Here is an 18,283-nt window from a genome sequence, read left to right on the forward strand (position 1 = left end):
GGCCGGATCCACGCCCGTCAAGACATTTATGAAAGCTTGTTGGAGCGGCCACGCTGGCGCACCGCGAGCAGCATCAGTCCGGCGCCCAGCATGGCCCAGCCCGACGGCTCGGGAATCGCGGCCACGTTCCAGCCGATGGCGTCCATGGCCAGCACGTCATTGCCGGTAATCTGCAGCGTTTCGCCGAGGCCGGCGGTCGGGTCCATCAGGCCGATGAACAGGTTGTCCTTCCAGTGGCTGGCCTGGCGGCCGTCGCCAAAGTTGTCGCCAGTGGAGAACTGCGGCCCTACTGTCGTGCCGTCGAGCGAGAAGTATTTGCTGCGGTTGTCGGCGGTCCAGTCGATCACGCCATGCGCTGCGCTCATGGCGGAGTAGCGGAACAGGTCGAGCGCGGAGACGTAGGTGAACAGGTTGTCGTTGAACGGGCCGTTGTAGGGCGGTGAATTGCCGTCCAGGATGTCGACGCCGCTGATAAAGCCCAGCACGTGGCCGATCTCGTGCGCGGCTACGCCGACAAAGTCGAAGGCGTTGGCGTCCGTGCCGTTATTCGGATTGAAGTCGAAATTGAAATCGCTGTTGAACTGGATGAAGCCGTCGCAGTTGCCGATGCAGCCGGACAGGGTTTGCGGCGTGACGGCCAAACCGATGGCTTTGGCTTCGGCATTGGTGATGGAAAGGATCTGGTTGTTGGCGTCGCCGTCATTGTCGACATAGGGCAGGGCGCTGCCGGAGCCGTTGGGATTGTTGGCGGTGCGGTTGATCAGCATGCCGAAGCTTGAGCCGCCTGGGAGGTGGGCCACTGCCGTGGCATCAGCGGCGGAGGTGGCGTCGGCCGCCAGTGCATTGCGAACTGAGGCATAGGTGTGGAAGTCTTCGGCAGATGCTGCCTGTCCAAGAATGCCGCCGCCGAGGGAGTTAAAGCCGACCGTCAAATTTATCGTCACATTATCATTGAGCAAATTTGACCAGCGCGCGGCCGCGGCCTGGAATCCCTGCTGCGCCTGGAGCGAGGTGCCGGCGACGTAGTTGAAGTTGAAAACCGGGGCTGCAGATGCGGTGCTGGCAGCCAGCAAAAGGCTGGCGAGCAATGTTTTCATGGCGGTCTCCTACGGATTGGTGGGGTAGGGAGGATGCCGCAAGAAGTATGCGCGCCGCCGCTAGCGCGTGGCGCGCGACAGCCGGGAAGGCGGGAGCGTCAAGAAACTCGACGCCGGAAAACAAAAAAGCCGCTGAAATCAGCGGCTTCTCTGCGGAATTTTTGGTGCCCACGGAGGGACTCGAACCCCCACACCTCGCGGCACATGGACCTGAACCATGCGCGTCTACCAATTCCGCCACGTGGGCATTAGCAACAACATCTGCTATCATACTGCTTTGGAGAGTTTTGCGCCAGATGAACTTTCATTCCACGCTGCACATCGACTCGCCATTCCCGCATCGCTGCGAGAGCCAGAATTATAGAGGAAACTCTGCCGATGTCAAAGGGCCTGCGAAAGATTTTTGTGCACGGTCCTTCCTGTTACACTAACCACCAATAATAAGATTACTGAAGAACTTTTGAACTCCACTCATACCATTCCTAGCCGCGAAGAGATTCTCGGCATCTTCCGCAGCGCCAAAGCGCCGCTCGACCTGCGCACGTTGGCGCTGTCGCTCAAAGTCAAAGCCGATTCCCAAGCCGTCCTGACGCGCCGCCTGAATGCGATGGAGCGCGACGGCCAGATCCGTTCCGATACCAGTGGCTTCTATGTGCTGGCGGACCATTCCGAATTCATTGCCGGCCGCGTGTCCAGCCACCGCGACGGCTACGGCTTCCTGATTCCTGACGAACCGGGCGAAGACCTGTTCCTGGCCGAGCGCGAGATGCAGAAGGTGCTGCACGGCGACAAGGTGCTGGGCCGCATCATCGGCTACGACCGCCGTGGCCGTCCGGAAGGCACTATTGTCGAAGTGGTACAGCGCGGCACCACCCACATCATCGGCCGCCTGCTGAAGGAAAACGGCGTGTGGGTCGTGGCGCCGGAAGACAAGCGCATCAGCCAGGACATCCTGGTGCAGGGCGCCGTCGGCAAGGCCAAGTCGGGCCAGATCGTCAGCGTGGAGCTGACCGAGCAGCCGGGCCGCTTCAAGCAGCCGTCGGGCAAGATCGTCGAAGTGCTGGGCGACATGGATGACCCTGGCATGGAAATCGAAATCGCCGTACGCAAGTTCGGCGTGCCGCACATTTTCTCGGACGCCGCGCTGAAGCAGGCTTCCAAGCTGCCGGACGTGGTGCATGAAGCCGATTGGGGCGAGCGTGTCGACCTGCGCGACGTGCCGCTGGTGACCATCGATGGCGAAGATGCTCGCGACTTCGACGATGCCGTGTATTGCGAGCCGGTGAAAGTCGGCCGCAGCACGGCCTTCCGCCTGATCGTGGCGATCGCCGACGTGTCGCATTACGTGAAGCCGAACGACGGCCTGGATGGCGACGCCATCGAGCGTTCGACCTCGGTTTATTTCCCGCGCCGCGTGATCCCGATGCTGCCGGAGAAGCTGTCCAACGGCCTGTGTTCGCTGAACCCGCGCGTCGACCGTCTGACCCTGGTGTGCGACGCCGTGATCACCGCACAAGGTGAACTCAAGGCCTACCAGTTCTACCCGGCCGTGATCCACTCGGCCGCGCGCCTGACCTATACCGAAGTGGCGGCCATCCTCGGCAACACCAAGGGCCCCGAAGCGGCGCGCCGCGCGGAAATCGTGCCGCACCTGCAGAACCTGTACGACGTCTACCATGCGCTGCAGAAGTCGCGCCAGGAACGCGGTGCGATCGATTTCGAAACCACCGAGACCTACATCGTCTGCAACCCTGCCGGCAAGATCGAGAAGATCATCCCGCGCACCCGCAACGATGCGCACAAGCTGATCGAAGAGTGCATGCTGGCGGCGAACGTGTGCGCGGCGGACCTGCTGCTGCGCCACAAGCACCCAGGCACCTACCGTATCCACGCCGGGCCGACCAAGGAAAAACTGACCCAGGTCCGCGACTTCCTGAAGCAGCTTGGCCTGTCGCTGGGCGGCGGCGATACGCCGGTTGCCCGCGATTACGCCGACTTGATGAAGAAGATCAAGGAGCGCCCGGACGCGCAGCTGCTGCAAACCATGCTGCTGCGCTCCATGCAGCAGGCGGTGTACAGCCCTGACAATATCGGCCACTTCGGGCTGGCGTATGAGGCCTATGCCCACTTCACCAGCCCGATCCGCCGTTATCCGGACTTGCTGACCCACCGGGCCATCAAGGCGATCCTGGCGGGCAAAAAGTATGAGCCGAAGCTCGCCGACAAGTCGGTGCTGAACACCACCATCTCGAATGCGCAGCGCCGCCAGGCACTGAAAGACAAGCAGGAAGGCAAGGAAGCTAAAACGAAAGGCGACCAGACCATCTGGGACGCACTGGGCGTGCACTGCTCGGCCAACGAGCGCCGCGCGGACGAAGCCTCGCGCGACGTGGAGGCCTGGCTGAAGTGCTACTTCATGCAGGACAAGCTGGGCGAAGAGTTCAGCGGCATCATCACCGGCGTGACCAACTTCGGCATCTTTGTGCAACTGGACCAGCTGTTCGTCGAAGGCCTGGTGCACATCACCGACCTCGGCGCGGACTTCTTCGAATATGACGATGCCCGCCACGAACTGCGCGGCGAGCGCACCGGCAAGCGTTACCAGCTAACCGGCCGCGTGAACGTACAGGTGGTGCGCGTCGACCTCGAGTCGCGCAAGATCGACCTGCGCCTGGCCGACAGCGAAATCTCGACCCTGCCGCCGCAAGGCAAGAAGGGCTCGCGCAAGGGCGGCGGCCTGGTTGGCTCGCTCGGCGATTTCGACAGCTTCGATGATGAAGGCGAGAATCCAGCGGTAGCGCGCAAGCGCAAGGCAGCCCGCACTGCGCCGTCGATCTCGGCGCGCGACGAAGCGTCGACCCGCACTCCTGGCCGGGCACCGGCCAAGCGTGGCGCGGCATCTTCTGCTTATGCCCCCCCGGCTCCAGCTGCGCGCAAGGCAGCCAAGCCGAAGCCAAAGGCCAAGCCGAAAACCACCGCCAAGCGCGTGACCAAGGCTGCAAAGCCCAAGAAAAAACGATAAGCACCCGTCCGGCGCTTCGGCGCCGGACTTATTTTGAGAACTACGATGTCCAAGAACAAAATGATTTTCGGCTTCCACGCCGTTACCTCGCGCCTGCGCCACGAAGCATCCAGCGTTGAAGAGATCTTCTTTGACCAGGCCCGCGACGACCGCCGCATGAAAGACCTGATCGCCCACGCCAAGGCGGCCGGCGTGCGCGTGATGCCTGTGGAATCCGAACGCCTCGACAAGATCGTCGGCACCCGCCGCCACCAGGGCGTGATCGCGTTTGCCTCGCAGCTGGCGCTGGCGCGCAACCTGGACGAACTGCTGGATGCGGTGGAAGGCCCGCCGCTGCTGCTGGTCCTGGACGGCATTACCGATCCGCACAACCTGGGCGCCTGCCTGCGTGTGGCCGATGGCGCCGGTGCGCATGCGGTGATCGCACCGAAGGACCGCTCGGTTGGCCTGAATGCGACTGCGGCCAAGGTGGCTTCGGGCGCGGCGGAATCGGTGCCGTTTATTACCGTGACCAACCTGGCGCGCACCCTGCGCGAGTTGAAGGAACGCGATATCTGGCTGATCGGCACTTCGGATGACGGCGACAAGACCTTGTATGAAGGCGATTACAGCGGCCCGACCGCGATCGTGATGGGTTCGGAAGGCGAGGGCATGCGCCGCCTGACGCGCGAGACCTGCGATGTGCTGGTGTCGATTCCGATGTTTGGCTCGGTTGAGTCGCTGAACGTATCGGTCGCCTCCGGCGTCTGCCTGTACGAAGCGCGACGCCAGCGTATCGCACGCGAAGCCTGAAACCGGTAAACCGTTGCCTGACCCGCAGGGTCAGGCACCTTGGCCTGCGGCCGCCGCGTATCAGTGTCTGACCCTGCGGGTCAGACACTGGGGTACCGGTTTGACGGCCAGCAAACCACAGGCATATGCGCTATGATATTTGCCTGAACAACAGCATCCCAAAGCACCACCATGTTTGACCACCTCCGCGACGACATCCGCAGCATCATCGAGCGCGACCCCGCAGCTCGCAATGGCTGGGAGGTGCTGACCTGTTACCCCGGCCTGCAAGCCATCGTCATGCACCGCTGGGCGCACTGGTGCTGGACCCACGGCCTGAAATGGCCAGGCCGCTTCATCTCCTACCTGGCCCGCATCATCACCGGCATTGAAATCCACCCCGGCGCCACCATTGGCCGCCGCGTCTTCATCGACCACGGCTTCGGCGTAGTGATCGGCGAAACCGCGGAAGTCGGCGACGACTGCACCATCTACCAGGGTGTTACGCTCGGCGGCACCTCGCTGCATGCCGGCGCCAAGCGCCACCCCACGCTGGAACGCGGCGTCATCATCGGCGCCGGCGCGAAGATCCTGGGCGGCTTCACGGTGGGCGAATACGCCAAGGTCGGCTCCAACGCCGTCGTGCTGAAACCAGTACCGGCCGGCGCCACCGCCGTCGGCAACCCTGCCCACCTGGTACAGAAAGAGCACGCGCCATCGCCATCCTCGCGCTTCTTCTCCGCATACGGCGTGACCGCCAACGGCGACGACCCGCTGTCGAAGGCCCTGCATAGCCTGATCACCCACGCGGTGGCGCAGGAAGAACAGATTGAACGCCTGTCGGCAGCCATGAAGGCGGCGGGCTTGACCTGTCCAGACCTCAAGCCTTGCGACAAGCTGGATCAGGAAGAACTCAACAAACTGGTCGAATAAGGAAAAACCATGGACGACATTCTGGACCCGTTTGAAATCCGCGTACTCGCGGTACTGGCCGAAAAAGAAGGCCTGACGCCGGATAACTATCCGCTATCGCTCAACGCGCTGACCAACGGCTGCAACCAGCTCTCCAGCCGCGAGCCGGTCATGCAGATCAGCGAAGAAACCGTAGCCGACGTGCTGGCCCGCCTGGGCGAGCGCAAGCTGGTGGGCACCGTCAGCCAGTCCGGCGCGCGCGTGGTCAAGTACGAGCATCGCATGCGCATGAAGTGGACGCTGGAGCAGGACAAGCTGGCAATCCTGACCATCCTGATGCTGCGCGGCCCGCAAACGGCCGGCGAGATCCGCACCCGCACCGGCCGCCTGCACGAATTCAAATCAGTGGCCGAAGTTGAAACAGGCCTGCAATTCCTGATTGATAAGTATCCACCGCTGGTGCAGAAACTGCCGTTGGCGCCTGGTTCGCGCGAACCGCGTTACGGCCAACTTCTGGGAGGCGAAGAAGCACTGGCGCGCGATGCCACGGCAGGCGCCTACGGAGGCAGCGCCAGCAGTGCAGGCGAGGGCGGCGGCAGCCGTGCCGACCGCGTGACGCAACTGGAACAGGAAGTGGCCGCGCTGCGTGAAGAGGTGGCGGCCCTGGCAGCGCAAGTCGCCGAATTGAGGGCTGTAATCGAGTAGCAGTAGCTGTTGTGAGAATCCGCCATATTCGTTTGGATTGATTGTGGCGGCTCCCGGGCGTTGATATGCTGGACGCACAATATCAATACCCCGGGAGATCGAATGGAATTGCTGCACCGCTTGTCCATCCGGCACAAGCTTCTTCTCAGCATGGGCTTGACCCTCCTGCTGTTCATCATCATTTCCTCCACCCTCAGCATCATGAAGACCAGCCAGGCAGCGCGCGAACGCGTGCTGCGGCAGGAGCTTCCGGCGCAGGTAGCGGCCATCCGTAACGACGTGCTGCGCCAGATTGCAACTCCGCTGGCGGTCTCGCAAACGCTGGCCAACAACACCTTCCTGCATGCCTGGGAGGAAGCGGGCGTGCCGGACGAGGGCTTAAGCGCGTGGACGACCGAGGCGAAGAACCTCAAGGCCAAGAACAATGCCGCCACCGTCTTCTGGGTCTCGCGCTCCACCGGCAAGTACTTCACCGACAAGGGGTACGATCGCACGCTGAGCGAGAAAGCAGCCAGTGACCAGTGGTTCTACGGTTTCCTGTCCGGCAGTTCGCCCTACGCGCTCGACATCGACAAGGACGTCAGCGCCGACACTTATATGTTGTTCATCAATACCCGCGTGCAGACGGCTGGCGGCAAGCAGGCGGTGGCCGGCCTTGGCCTGTCCGTCAATGCGCTGGCGGAAGCGGTGCGCAACTACAAGCTGGGCCAGTCCGGCTACGTCTACCTGGTGCGCGCCAATGGCCTGATCCTGATCCACCGCGACCCGAAACTGGTCGACGGCAAGCATGCGCTGGCCGAGATGCCGGGCATGAACCCAGCGCTGGCCAAGCGCCTGCTGGGTGGGGAAGCCTTTGTCGCCGACAGCTTTAAAGCGACCGATGGCGAACACCTGGTGGCGTCGTCCTTCATCCCCGAGCTGAATGCCTACCTGGTCGCGCAGGTGCCGGAAGCTGAGGTGCTGGCCGGTATCGCGCGCGGCGCCGCCATGACTTCATTGATTGCTGCCATCATTGGCGGCGGCATCGGCATGCTGGCGATCTTCGTCATTGCCCGTGCAATCGCATCGCCGGTTGCACAGGCGGCCGAACTGCTGGAAGACATCGCCAGCGGCGGCGGCGACCTGACGCGCCGCATGCCAGTGCAGTCCCGGGACGAACTGGGCGCGCTGGCGGCGGCCTTCAACAAGTTTGTCGAATCGCTCAACGTCACCATCCTGCGCGTGCGCGACAGCAGCCGCGCCATCGGCGCCGCGACAGGCGATATCGCCAGCGGCAATATGGACCTGTCGGCCCGCACTGAAGCGCAAGCCTCCAACTTGGAGGAAACCGCCGCGGCAATGGAAGAACTGACATCGACCGTCCATAACAACACGGCCAACGCGGAACAGGCCAACAAACTGGTTGCCGGTACCGCCGATTCCGCCAAGCGGGGCGGCGTGGTGGTGGGGCAGGTGGTGGAGAAGATGGCCTCGATCACGGCCAGTTCGAACAAGATCTCCGACATCATCGGCGTCATCGACGGCATCGCGTTCCAGACCAATATCCTGGCGCTGAATGCGGCCGTCGAGGCGGCGCGCGCCGGCGAGCAGGGGCGCGGCTTCGCGGTCGTCGCCAGCGAGGTGCGCAACCTGGCCCAGCGCAGCGCCGCTGCGGCAAGAGAGATCAAGGAGCTGATCACCGAATCCGTACAACAGGTGGCCGACGGCGGCAAGCTGGCTGATTCCGCCGGCGAAGCCATGCAGGACATCGTCAAGTCCGTGCAGAACGTGGCGAGCCTGATGCAGGAAATCGCCAGCGCGAGCCAGGAGCAAAGCCTCGGCATCGACCAGGTCAACCAGGCCGTCACCCAGATGGACAACACCACGCAGCAGAATGCCGCGCTGGTGGAGGAAGCTGCCGCCGCCGCGCAATCGCTCAGCGAACAGGCCGCGCGATTGGAAGAAGTGGTCGGGCTCTTCAAGCTCGACGCCACCCCGAAATTACGCTAACAGGAGGACGCATGACCCGATTCGCACCGCTGGCGCGCACTGCCGCCGTTGTCTCCCTGGCGCTCGGCGCCGCCCAGCCGGCCCTGGCGCTGGACTGGATGGACAACTCCATCGGCTACCGCTTCGGCACCAGGTTCGCTGAACCGTACAACCCGCAGGACATCCGCAAGAACGTGATCAACCTGACCCACGCCAGCGGCTACCAGTACGGCAGCAATTACATGAACCTGGACATCCTGAAGTCCGACCGCAAGGACGACAGCGCAACCGAAACCTACCTGCTGTACCGACACACGCTCGATATCGGCAAGCTGTCCGGGAAGGAGTTCAAGGGCGCCGGCATGCGCGGTTTTGGCTTCACAGCGGGCTTTGACTGGAATCACAAGAACGACAAGGGCTACGCCTCGCGCAAGCAAATGCTGGTGGCCGGGCCGACCTTGATGGTTGACGTGCCGGGCTTCCTGAATATCAGCCTGCTGGCGCTGTGGGAAAGTAATGAACCGATCGGCGTATCCAAGCGCTATCACTACGACACGCACGCCATGCTGAACGCGGCCTGGGGCATCCCGCTGGGGAGCGGCTGGTCTTTCGAAGGGTATATGAATTACATCGGCGAGAAGGGCCGCAATGAATTCGGCGGGCCTACCTCGCAGGAGACCAACATCGATATGCAGGTGATGTATGACTTCAGCGCCGCAGCGGGACTGAAGCCGGGCAAGCTGAAGGCCGGCTTCGAGTATCAGTACTGGCGCAACAAGTTCGGAAATCCGTCGAATGTCCCGGGCAGCCTGGCGCAGACACCGATGGTCCGCGCCGAGTATCATTTCTAAAAGCTTCAGTGAATGGAAACCGATGGCGTGAAGTGGTCCTGCTTGAAATATTGCCATGTAGTTTCCCATGATGATTCTGTGCCAATATGGAATGGAAATGCAGAGACAAATACGAAATGCCATTCACTGCGCAATGCTATCCGCGCTTTGTGTGGGTACAGTGAATGCGACGGAAAGTCTGAACGTCGTCACACGTCACAATGCTCCCGAAGAGGTGGCGCTGAAGGCGCGGGTAGAAGCGGTCGTCGTTCGGTACCAGCTGGGGAAATGGCTGTATACGAAGGACATCAGGATAGATAAAGATGCGTGGCCCCCACATAGTCATCCTGTTCTGACGCTGGGCGTCCGCAAAGCGATGCCTGATGATGATCTCTATCTTGTCGGTAGTTTATTGCACGAGCAGTTCCATTGGCACATGGTATTGAACTCAAAGTTCATGCCCGACGAGACCAGAGCGCTTGTGCAAGCGAAATTTCCAGGGCTCGATCCCCGGCAGCCGAAAGGATCGGGCGACGAGTCGTCGACATACAACCACGTGCTGGTTTGCTATATGGAGTACAAGGCCCTGGCAGGGATTTTTGGCGAAGCAGCAGCGTTGAGTGCGATCAAGAGCCATCCGTTCTATACCGGCATCTATGCGCTCATAGCCGACAAACAAAATCAGGAAGTGATCGAAGACTTGTTGCGCCAGGAAGAGCTTAGCTTTTGACGCCTGGTGCGGAGGGCGCGCCGAATTTCGGTTCTTTCCGGCCTTGAAATTTCCGGAGCCGACCCAGAAATAATTTGCCTTGTTATGTGTTCTTAAGGAGTGATCATGGAACATAAAGAGGCATTGCTGGAAAGCCTGGCGGAATTGCGGACCGCGCATGACAAGGCCAGCCGGGCAATGGCGGAAATCACCGCCACGGGAGCGCGCGCACTGAAGGGCAGCGACAGCTTGCCGTCGCTGCACCAGCTGCGAAGTTACGCGCTGGCCCTGGCGCAGGCTCAGCGCCACCTTGCTTATTGCCAGGACCTGTTGCAGGGCAGGCCGCCCGTCGGCACTGACGCTGAGCAGGCAACTGGACGGTCTTACGTCCATTGACATGGCAGCTGGAGGACGTTGCCATGCATGTTTTTGATGCTGTGTCTGCGCAAATTTCTGCCATGGGCTTGCCGCTGTTTGCCGTCAGCGCCACGCGCGCCAACTGGCCCGATGCACCTTTGCTGTTGTTCCTCCACTGGCATGGCTTCCGGCGTGCTACGCCGCTGCAACTGCAAGGCGTGAACTTGCCGGCACGCGCGGTGGCCAGTTCGGCCTTGCAGTTTGACGGTCCCTGGGCCAGCAGTGCGGCGGCAGAGGATGCCTTGCTGGATGCGGCCTGGCGGCTTGGCGCCTGGCAGCTGGAGCGATTGCAACAGCGGGCCTGCAACACGGCGGGGGCTCCGGCCAGCGAGGCCTTCGCCTGCCGCCTGGCGTTTGGCGACAACGCTGCGGGCTACCCTGATGAACCGGTGCTGGGTGCAGACCAGGTTGCTTGCCTGGAGCAGATGGAACTGGCGGCCCGCAAGGGCTATCAGCAGTGGCTATTCCAGCCCATCAAAGGCGGCGTATGGGAGGGCATCGGTCCAGCGGATGACAGCCTGGCGGCGGACGGCGGGCGCCTTTCCGACTGCCCGGTGCGGCCCGTTCCGCCAAGTGCGGAGAAGCGTGTGGTCTACCAGCTGGGCCACCATGACCGCCTGATCCTGCCTTGAAACATTTTGTTACAAACTTGGCTGCGGCACCCATCTTGAAAATGAAAAAGCGAAAACATACTTTCGACGACGCTGAAGTCTGGCTCTAGCTTTGTCTGGACCGATTCACTTGTTAAATGATCTGACACCATTTGGAGATAAGAGATGAAAATTCGTCCCCTCTATGACCGGGTTATTGTTAAGCGAATTGAAAAACAACGCCAAACCGCGTCCGGCATCGTGATCCCCGATTCCGCTACCGAGAAGCCCGAGCAGGGCGAGGTGCTGGCGGTCGGTCATGGCCGCGCCCTGCCCGATGGCAGCGTGCGCCCGCTGGCTGTAAAAGTCGGCGACGAGGTCCTGTTCGGCAAATACGCCGGGCAGACCGTCAAGCTTGAAGGCGAAGAACTGTTGGTCATGCGCGAGGAAGACATCCTTGGCGTGATCGACCACGCTGCCGCCACTGCCAAAGCCGCTTGATTCCAGAACGTTTTAGGGAGATAAAAATCATGACTGCTAAAGACGTACAGTTCAACGAAGATGCCCGCGTCCGCATCGTCAAGGGCGTGAATGTGCTGGCCAACGCTGTGAAGGTCACGCTGGGTCCGAAAGGCCGGAATGTGGTGATTGACCGCAGCTTCGGCGCGCCGACCATCACCAAGGATGGCGTTTCGGTTGCAAAGGAAATCGAGCTGAAGGACCGCCTGGAAAACATGGGTGCGCAAGTGGTCAAGCAGGTGGCTTCGAAGACCGCCGATGTGGCCGGCGATGGCACCACCACGGCTACCGTGCTGGCCCAGGCCATCGTCCAGGAAGGCATGAAGTACGTGGCCGCCGGCATGAACCCGATGGACCTGAAGCGCGGCATCGACCAGGCCGTGGCCGCTGCCATCATGGAACTGAAGGCCATCTCGCGCCCCATCGCCACCAGCAAGGAGATCGCGCAAGTGGGCTCCATCTCGGCCAACTCCGACAGCGCCATCGGCGACATCATCGCCCAGGCCATGGAGAAGGTGGGCAAGGAGGGCGTGATTACCGTCGAAGACGGCAAGTCGCTGGAGAACGAGCTGGATGTGGTGGAAGGCATGCAGTTCGACCGCGGCTACCTGAGCCCATATTTCATCAACGATCCGGACAAGCAGCTGGCGCGCCTGGATGATCCGCTGGTGCTGCTGTACGACAAAAAGATCAACAATATCCGCGAACTGCTGCCGGTGCTGGAGCAGTCGGCCAAGGCCGGCAAGCCGCTGTTCATTGTGGCGGAAGATGTGGAAGGCGAGGCATTGGCGACGCTGGTGGTGAACTCGGTGCGCGGCATCCTGAAAGTGGCTGCGGTGAAGGCGCCGGGCTTTGGCGACCGCCGCAAGGCCATGCTGGAAGATATCGCCGTGCTGACCGGCGCCACCGTCATCTCGGAAGAGACCGGCCACACGCTGGAGAAGGCCACGCTGGAGCATCTGGGCAGCGCCAAGCGTATCGAAGTGCAGAAGGAAGCCACCACCATCATCGACGGCGCCGGCGAGCAGCGGCGCATCGATGATCGCGTGGCCACCATCCGCGCGCAGATCGAGCAGGCTACCAGCGACTACGACAAGGAGAAGCTGCAGGAGCGCGTGGCCAAGCTGGCGGGCGGCGTGGCTGTGATCAAGGTTGGCGCAGCCACCGAAGTGGAAATGAAAGAGAAGCGCGACCGCGTCGATGATGCGCTGCACGCGACCCGCGCCGCCGTCGAGGAAGGCATTGTGCCAGGCGGCGGCGTGGCATTGCTGCGCGCTCGCGCCGCCATCACCCAGCTGAAGGGCGCCAATGCCGACCAGCATGCAGGCGTGCAGATCGTGCTGCGCGCACTCGAGGCGCCGCTGCGCGTGATCGTTTCCAATGCCGGCGAAGAGCCTTCGGTGGTGGTGGCCAAGGTTGCCGAAGGCAAGGGTAACTTTGGCTATAACGCTGCCACCGGCGAGTATGTCGACATGGTGGAAAACGGCGTCATCGACCCGACCAAGGTGACCCGTACCGCGCTGCAGAACGCTGCCTCCATCGCTGGCCTGCTGCTGACCACCGAGGCGACCGTGTCGGACGCGGCGCCAGAGGAAAAGAACGCGTTGCCGGCCTGATGCCTGCTGGCGTATCCTGATGAGGGGGCGGTCGTGCCTGGTGGGCGACCGCCCTTGTGTTAAGAAGTCATCCGCGACCAGGACCTGGCTGTGAGGGAAAACTAGCGCCGGTGCTTCGCAAAGAAGTCCAGCATCATGCGGCTGGCATCCGGGCCTGCCGCTTCATTGAATTTGTAAGACGGGTCGCCGCCGCTCCAGGCATGCCCCAGGCCCGCAATGCTTGCAACGCGCAGCAGAATCTTGCGGCCGACGTGAAAATCGCGGATCTCGCAGGCATTCCGGCGAACGGTTTTCCCCTCGGGTTTGAGCGTTACTTGCGACGGCGTGTCGGCGCCCAGGCCGTTTAGCGCCAGCCATTGGCGCGCAAGATGCGCCTGGTTGACCGGCCGGACCACCTTGTCGGCTTCGCCCTGGATCAGGATTGCCGGCATCAGTTGATCCGCGCTACGGGCACCCGGCTTGGTTTGCAATGCGCGCTGGTGCAGCAGTTCGTGAATCACTCCCTCCGCGTTGAGGCTTGCCCCGTGGCGCATCACGTGCAACGCTTCGGCCGAGGACCTGGCAACGCCGGCCACCGGGCCGGAATGCAGGCCGATCGCGGCAAAAAGCTCCGGGTGCTGCAGCGCCATTACGGCGGTCATTCCTGCCCCGGCTGAGATACCGCATGCATAGATTCGACTGCGATCGATGTGATGCTGCTCGCAAATGTGGGCGATGAGTGAAGCAAGCTTGGCAGCGTCCCCGCTGCCTTCCTGGGTGGCCTGGCTATACCAATGCCAGCAGCGCTGGGCATGCGCGCTTACCGGCTGCTGCGGGTAGAGCACGGCATAACCCTTGTGTTCCGCCAGCAAATTCATGCGGGTGCCTTGTGCGAACTGGGTTGCGCTCTGGTGGCATCCGTGGAGCATGACAATCAGAGGCCAGCCATTTCGCGTGACGCTTTCAGGAACACGTTCAGGCAGGTAGAGCCAGTAGGCGAGAGAAGGGACGCCCGACGGGGCCGGGTAGCGCGCTGCCATCCATTTGCCGGGCGCCGCAGCCAGGCTGATTTGTGTTCGCCGTGCCGTGCGCCGGGGCTTTTTGGGCTTCGCTGTCTTCGGTGTCGAAGCGGTCAGGAAAGCGGTCAGCAATTTTTGCTGCGCCTTTCCTGCACGGGCCAGGCTGCGCAACAGGCGTACTCCTGGGGGCGACTTGGCCATCGGCAGCTCCTGTGTCGTGCGATCCCGGCACTATAGCGGTGAACCGATGGGATTTCAGTGCGCTGCCGAACGGGTGGCATGAGCGGCAGCTCGACGAGCATCGAGCTGCCGCGAACTACCGCCTGGCCGATCAGTTTTCTTCGCGCCAGCGGCGCAGCCAGATCGCGGCGGCAATCATCGCCACGCCTGCCGCGACACCAACCCACAGGGTCGGGCTGGCCAGCGAGCCGTATGCCTCGTTGAAGAAGGAAACAACCTTGGCTCCCTGCATGCCATCCATGTTTTCGGCATGGCGTATCGACTCCTGGGCCGAGCGGTCGAATATGAACCAGGCGCCCGGCAGCACGCTGCCCAGCAGGCGCAGCACCACTTGCGAGAAGAACCATTCGATGTTGAGGCCCATCTTGAATGCGTAGTTGCCCCAGGCCAGCAACGCACCGGTCATCAGCGGGGTGCCGACCGCCCACAGGAACGCCTTGCTGCGCGCCCAGCTCGACACCATCAGCAGCCAGCCCACGGTCGGCAGCGCCCACAGCAAGTACACTGGGATCAGCGACAGCACGCGGAACGGAGAAAGCCACAGGTTGGTGGAAGAGAGCAGGTCGCCAAACACGTTCACGCCGTGGAAGCTGAGGGCGATGGACGTCATCAGCATGATCGCGAGCGAAGCCACGAAGCCGATGGTTGCCACGATCAGCGGCGCGGCCACGGTTGCTACGGCCACTTTGGACAGCACGGTGGTAGTGTCCGACACCGGCAGCGACTTCCAGAACAGGATGCTGCGGTCGCGGCGGTCGTCGTACAGCGCGCCCAGGCAGTAGAAGAAGATCACGAAGCCCATCAGGATGTACAGGGGCGCGGCCATCATAGGGAAGGCGGCGCCAACGGCGCTGGCCAGTTCGTGCCGCTGCACGACGGTCATTTCATGGAAGCGCGACAGGCCTTCGCCGTCAAAGTGCAGTTCCATATTGTTGCCGATGATGAGCATCACGGCGAAGAAGGCGACCATCAGGCCGGCGACAATGGCAGGGGCCCAGAACAGCATGCCCTTGTTCTCCCAGTACTCGCGCTGCATCAGCCATTTCATCGTATTCATTGATATTCTCCTTGCATGCTGGCCACGAACAGGTCGGCCACGCTAGGGGTACGGGTTTCGCCAAACGTTTCCAGCTGCTTGCGCGAGACGCCGTCGAACAGCATCACTGCCTTGCCGAACACCGTGCGCTGGTGCAGCGGCTGCAGGGCGCTGGCCGCGGTCATGTATTCCGGCTGCACCATCACTTCGGTGTAGCGGTCGCCGATTTCGTCCATCGAGGCGGCGAGGGTGATCTTGCCGTCGCGGATGAACATCAGGTCGGTCAGGATGTTTTCGACTTCCTCGATCTGGTGCGTGGTGATCAGGATGGTCTTGTTCTCGTCGAAGTAGTCTTCCAGCAGCTGGTGGTAGAACTGCTTGCGGTACAGGATGTCCAGGCCCAGGGTCGGCTCATCCAGTACCAGCAGCTTGGCGTCGATCGCCATCACCAGCGCCAGGTGCAGTTGCACGATCATGCCCTTGGACATGGCCTTGACCTTCATGTCCGGCGACAGCTTGGTGTTGGCGATGTATTTCTCGGCGCGTTCGCGGTTGAAGCGCGGGTGAATGCCTTCGCAGAAGCTGATGGCATCCTTCACTTTCAGCCAGCGCGGCAGGATGGCGACGTCGGCGATAAAGCACACGTCCTTCATCAGTTCATCGCGCTGCTGGCGCGGGTCCAGGCCCAGTACATTGAGCTCGCCTTCGAAGCGGGACAGGCCGAGGATGGCTTTCAGGGTAGTGGTCTTGCCGGAACCGTTGGGGCCGATCAGGCCGACGATGCGGCCGGCGTTGATCTGGAAGCTGGCGTCATCCAGGGCCTTGGTGGCGCCGTAACGCTTGCTCAGGTTTTTCGCGGTGATGATCGCTGTCATGCCGGGGCTCCTTGTGGCGGCACATTCGTGCTGCGCAGCAGTTGTTCAATGTCCAGGCCCAGGCGGCGGATGCGTTCGACCATTGCGGGCCATTCTTCGCGGATGAAGCGTTCGCGTTCAGTGGACAGCAGTTTATCAACGGCGCCTTCGGTAACGTACATTCCTAATCCCCTTCTTTTTTCCACCAAGGTTTCGTCGACCAGCTCCTGATAGGCGCGGGAGACGGTAATCGGGTTCAATTGATAATCGGCCGCGACCTGGCGCACCGAGGGCAGGGCATCGCCGGGCTTGAGCAAGCCATCCAGCATCATGCCGACGACCCGCTCCTTCAACTGCAGGTAGATCGGGCGGTTTTCATTCCACATACATCGTTTCCTCCAGTGTTGGTGAATTAATGAACTGGTGTTGTAGTGAACTATAACACTGAATCTGTCCGCGGCAAGTGGTTTTTTTGCAAATGCGGACTATGATCAAACCTGGAGTACCCGTTTAAAAGGAGATTGCCATGTCCAGAATTACACCTCGCGCCCTGGCTGCTGTCTTTGCCGCTGCTGCTTTTGGGTGCCTGATTCCCGTTTCCGCTATGCATCTCGCCGATGAGATGAAATGGGGCGATGGCCCACCCACCTTGCCTAAAGGCGCCAAAGCGGCTGTGTTGCAGGGCGATCCCGGCAAGGCAGGTCCGTTTGTCATGCGCTTGCACGCCCAGTCGGGCTACAAGGTGCCGCCGCATATGCATTCGATGATGGAAAACGTCACCGTGATCAAGGGCACGCTGATGCTGGGCATGGGGGATAAGCTTGATGAAAAGGCGGCCAAGGCCCATCATGCGGGGGACTTTGTGGCGATTCCGGCCAAGACCAACCATTACGCGATCATGAAGGGCGACACCATCGTCCAGATCCATGGCGAGGGGCCGTTTGATATCACGTATGTGAACCCGGATGATGACCCGATGAAGGGGAAAAAATAGTATGTGGCATCAGGCTGGCGCGCATTTCAGCAGGAATTGGCCGATCTATCGGCAGGGGCTGGCAGGGATGGCCTGCCTCCTGGCGCTTTGGGGAGCTTTCGAACTGTTTCGGCAAAATCTGGATGTGTTCGGCCTGGGTGGAACCGATCCGGCGATCATCACGATGGCTTGGCTGGTTCTTTTGTGTGCCTGCTATGGCCACTTTGCGGGCAGGATCCTCAAGGAGGTAAAGAGGAACCCGGCGCGCGATGGGTGAGCAGGGCGTGAAGCTGCCTTGCCTGCCTGACCTGCGTGCCTGACATTGTGTTATCGAAGATGACCAGTGCGTTGCCGCGCTGGTTACGCAGCCAGGCGGCGACTTGCTCCAGCCGCTCGGGTTCGTAGCTTGAGCGATAGATCAGCGGGCTGCCGTGCAGGCGCACGTAACTGGCGTCATCGCGTGTCGGTATGAAAGGTCCTGGTTCTCCGGCGGGCGGATCGGCTACTGCCCGGATCACTTCCATGTCGCGCAGCAGCGCCGTGGCCTCGGCGCTAAACCATGTGCCGTGGCGGGCCTCGCAGGCCAGAAATACTGGCTTCTTGCCGCGGTCCTTGCCGCCAAAGCGCTCGCCGAGGGCCGTGAAGAGGGCTGCGGCCGCCGCTGGGTCGAAGCGCAGGCTGGGCGGCGTCTGCACCAATATCCATCCGAGCTTTTCGCCCAGCGCCCCGGCTTCGTCTGCGAAGCGGTCGAGGTCAGCACCGACATCCTGCAAGCGCTTTTCATGCGTGATGGAGCGCGGGAGTTTGACGGCAAAGCGGAAGCCGGCCGGCACGCTATCGGCCCAGCGCGCATAGGTTTCTGGCCGGTGAGGGCGATAGAACGAAGAATTGATTTCGACGGCGTCAAACACAGCGGCGTAGCGTGCCAGGTTGCTGCCAAAACTCGCCGGCGGAAACAAGTCCGCGTCAGCGCGCGGCAAAGCCCATCCAGCGATACCAATGGTTACAGGTTGCATATGCGATCCC

The 18,283-nt window shown here is 61.8% G+C and carries 18 protein-coding genes and 1 tRNA gene; 12 read left to right on the top strand and 7 right to left on the bottom strand.

The window, feature by feature from the left end:
- Positions 1-26 precede the first annotated feature (26 nt).
- Together ACN9MW_RS13605 and ACN9MW_RS13610 are read right to left on the bottom strand one after the other, a co-directional pair.
- A complete protein-coding gene (locus tag ACN9MW_RS13605; RefSeq protein WP_426171438.1) occupies positions 27-1,097 on the bottom strand; it encodes an NF038122 family metalloprotease in 1,071 nt (356 codons plus the stop codon).
- A 162-nt stretch (positions 1,098-1,259) separates the two neighbouring features.
- A tRNA-Leu gene (locus tag ACN9MW_RS13610) sits at positions 1,260-1,344 on the bottom strand.
- Between the two features lie 213 nt (positions 1,345-1,557).
- Here ACN9MW_RS13610 and rnr point away from each other — a divergent pair.
- The 11 genes from rnr (at position 1,558) to groL (ending at position 13,156) form a co-directional block, all read left to right on the top strand.
- The gene (gene rnr / locus ACN9MW_RS13615) at positions 1,558-4,119 is read left to right on the top strand and encodes a ribonuclease R (RefSeq protein ID WP_426171440.1); all 2,562 of its coding nucleotides are present in this window, start codon (positions 1,558-1,560) and stop codon (positions 4,117-4,119) included.
- A 60-nt stretch (positions 4,120-4,179) separates the two neighbouring features.
- Positions 4,180-4,911: a 23S rRNA (guanosine(2251)-2'-O)-methyltransferase RlmB gene (gene rlmB, locus ACN9MW_RS13620; protein WP_426172191.1), complete on the top strand. Its 732-nt coding sequence runs from the start codon at positions 4,180-4,182 to the stop codon at positions 4,909-4,911.
- A gap of 171 nt (positions 4,912-5,082) precedes the next feature.
- Entirely contained in the window at positions 5,083-5,823 is a 741-nt protein-coding gene (gene cysE / locus ACN9MW_RS13625; RefSeq protein ID WP_426171441.1) for a serine O-acetyltransferase, read from the top strand.
- Positions 5,824-5,832: 9 nt separating this feature from the next.
- Positions 5,833-6,507 (top strand): YceH family protein, encoded by a 675-nt coding sequence (locus ACN9MW_RS13630; protein WP_426171443.1) that lies wholly within the window; start codon positions 5,833-5,835, stop codon positions 6,505-6,507.
- Between the two features lie 102 nt (positions 6,508-6,609).
- Positions 6,610-8,496, top strand: a complete 1,887-nt coding sequence (locus ACN9MW_RS13635; RefSeq protein ID WP_426171445.1) for a methyl-accepting chemotaxis protein — start codon at positions 6,610-6,612, stop codon at positions 8,494-8,496.
- Between the two features lie 11 nt (positions 8,497-8,507).
- Positions 8,508-9,326: an outer envelope protein gene (locus tag ACN9MW_RS13640; protein WP_426171447.1), complete on the top strand. Its 819-nt coding sequence runs from the start codon at positions 8,508-8,510 to the stop codon at positions 9,324-9,326.
- A gap of 67 nt (positions 9,327-9,393) precedes the next feature.
- Positions 9,394-10,035: a hypothetical protein gene (locus ACN9MW_RS13645; RefSeq protein ID WP_426171448.1), complete on the top strand. Its 642-nt coding sequence runs from the start codon at positions 9,394-9,396 to the stop codon at positions 10,033-10,035.
- Between the two features lie 105 nt (positions 10,036-10,140).
- Positions 10,141-10,410, top strand: coding sequence for a hypothetical protein (locus ACN9MW_RS13650; RefSeq protein ID WP_426171450.1), 270 nt, complete (start codon positions 10,141-10,143; stop codon positions 10,408-10,410).
- Positions 10,411-10,433: 23 nt separating this feature from the next.
- Positions 10,434-11,063 (top strand): diguanylate cyclase, encoded by a 630-nt coding sequence (locus ACN9MW_RS13655; protein WP_426171451.1) that lies wholly within the window; start codon positions 10,434-10,436, stop codon positions 11,061-11,063.
- 144 nt (positions 11,064-11,207) lie between these two features.
- Positions 11,208-11,522: a co-chaperone GroES gene (locus ACN9MW_RS13660; RefSeq protein WP_426171452.1), complete on the top strand. Its 315-nt coding sequence runs from the start codon at positions 11,208-11,210 to the stop codon at positions 11,520-11,522.
- A 29-nt stretch (positions 11,523-11,551) separates the two neighbouring features.
- Positions 11,552-13,156, top strand: coding sequence for a chaperonin GroEL (gene groL / locus ACN9MW_RS13665; RefSeq protein ID WP_426171453.1), 1,605 nt, complete (start codon positions 11,552-11,554; stop codon positions 13,154-13,156).
- A 101-nt stretch (positions 13,157-13,257) separates the two neighbouring features.
- Here groL and ACN9MW_RS13670 read toward each other — a convergent pair whose 3' ends face one another.
- From ACN9MW_RS13670 to ACN9MW_RS13685, 4 genes are all read right to left on the bottom strand, one after another.
- Positions 13,258-14,355 (bottom strand): extracellular catalytic domain type 1 short-chain-length polyhydroxyalkanoate depolymerase, encoded by a 1,098-nt coding sequence (locus ACN9MW_RS13670; RefSeq protein ID WP_426171455.1) that lies wholly within the window; start codon positions 14,353-14,355, stop codon positions 13,258-13,260.
- Between the two features lie 130 nt (positions 14,356-14,485).
- On the bottom strand, positions 14,486-15,451 hold the full coding sequence (locus tag ACN9MW_RS13675; protein WP_426171457.1) for a hypothetical protein: 966 nt from the start codon (positions 15,449-15,451) through the stop codon (positions 14,486-14,488).
- Entirely contained in the window at positions 15,448-16,305 is an 858-nt protein-coding gene (locus ACN9MW_RS13680; protein WP_426171459.1) for an ABC transporter ATP-binding protein, read from the bottom strand. The genes ACN9MW_RS13675 and ACN9MW_RS13680 overlap by 4 nt, the downstream gene beginning before the upstream one ends.
- Positions 16,302-16,670 carry a GntR family transcriptional regulator gene (locus ACN9MW_RS13685; protein ID WP_426171461.1) on the bottom strand — a complete coding sequence of 123 codons (369 nt, stop codon included), beginning with the start codon at positions 16,668-16,670 and terminating at the stop codon, positions 16,302-16,304. Before ACN9MW_RS13685 ends, ACN9MW_RS13680 begins: the two co-directional genes overlap by 4 nt.
- A gap of 140 nt (positions 16,671-16,810) precedes the next feature.
- Here ACN9MW_RS13685 and ACN9MW_RS13690 point away from each other — a divergent pair, with 140 nt between their 5' ends.
- A complete protein-coding gene (locus ACN9MW_RS13690) occupies positions 16,811-17,278 on the top strand; it encodes a cupin domain-containing protein (protein WP_426171463.1) in 468 nt (155 codons plus the stop codon).
- Between the two features lie 218 nt (positions 17,279-17,496).
- Here ACN9MW_RS13690 and ACN9MW_RS13695 read toward each other — a convergent pair whose 3' ends face one another.
- Positions 17,497-18,273 carry a DUF72 domain-containing protein gene (locus ACN9MW_RS13695; RefSeq protein WP_426171465.1) on the bottom strand — a complete coding sequence of 259 codons (777 nt, stop codon included), beginning with the start codon at positions 18,271-18,273 and terminating at the stop codon, positions 17,497-17,499.
- Between the last annotated feature and the right edge of the window lie 10 nt (positions 18,274-18,283).

Origin of the sequence: Pseudoduganella sp. R-34 (assembly GCF_049904655.1) — a bacterium.
Lineage (GTDB): Bacteria > Pseudomonadota > Gammaproteobacteria > Burkholderiales > Burkholderiaceae_D > Rugamonas.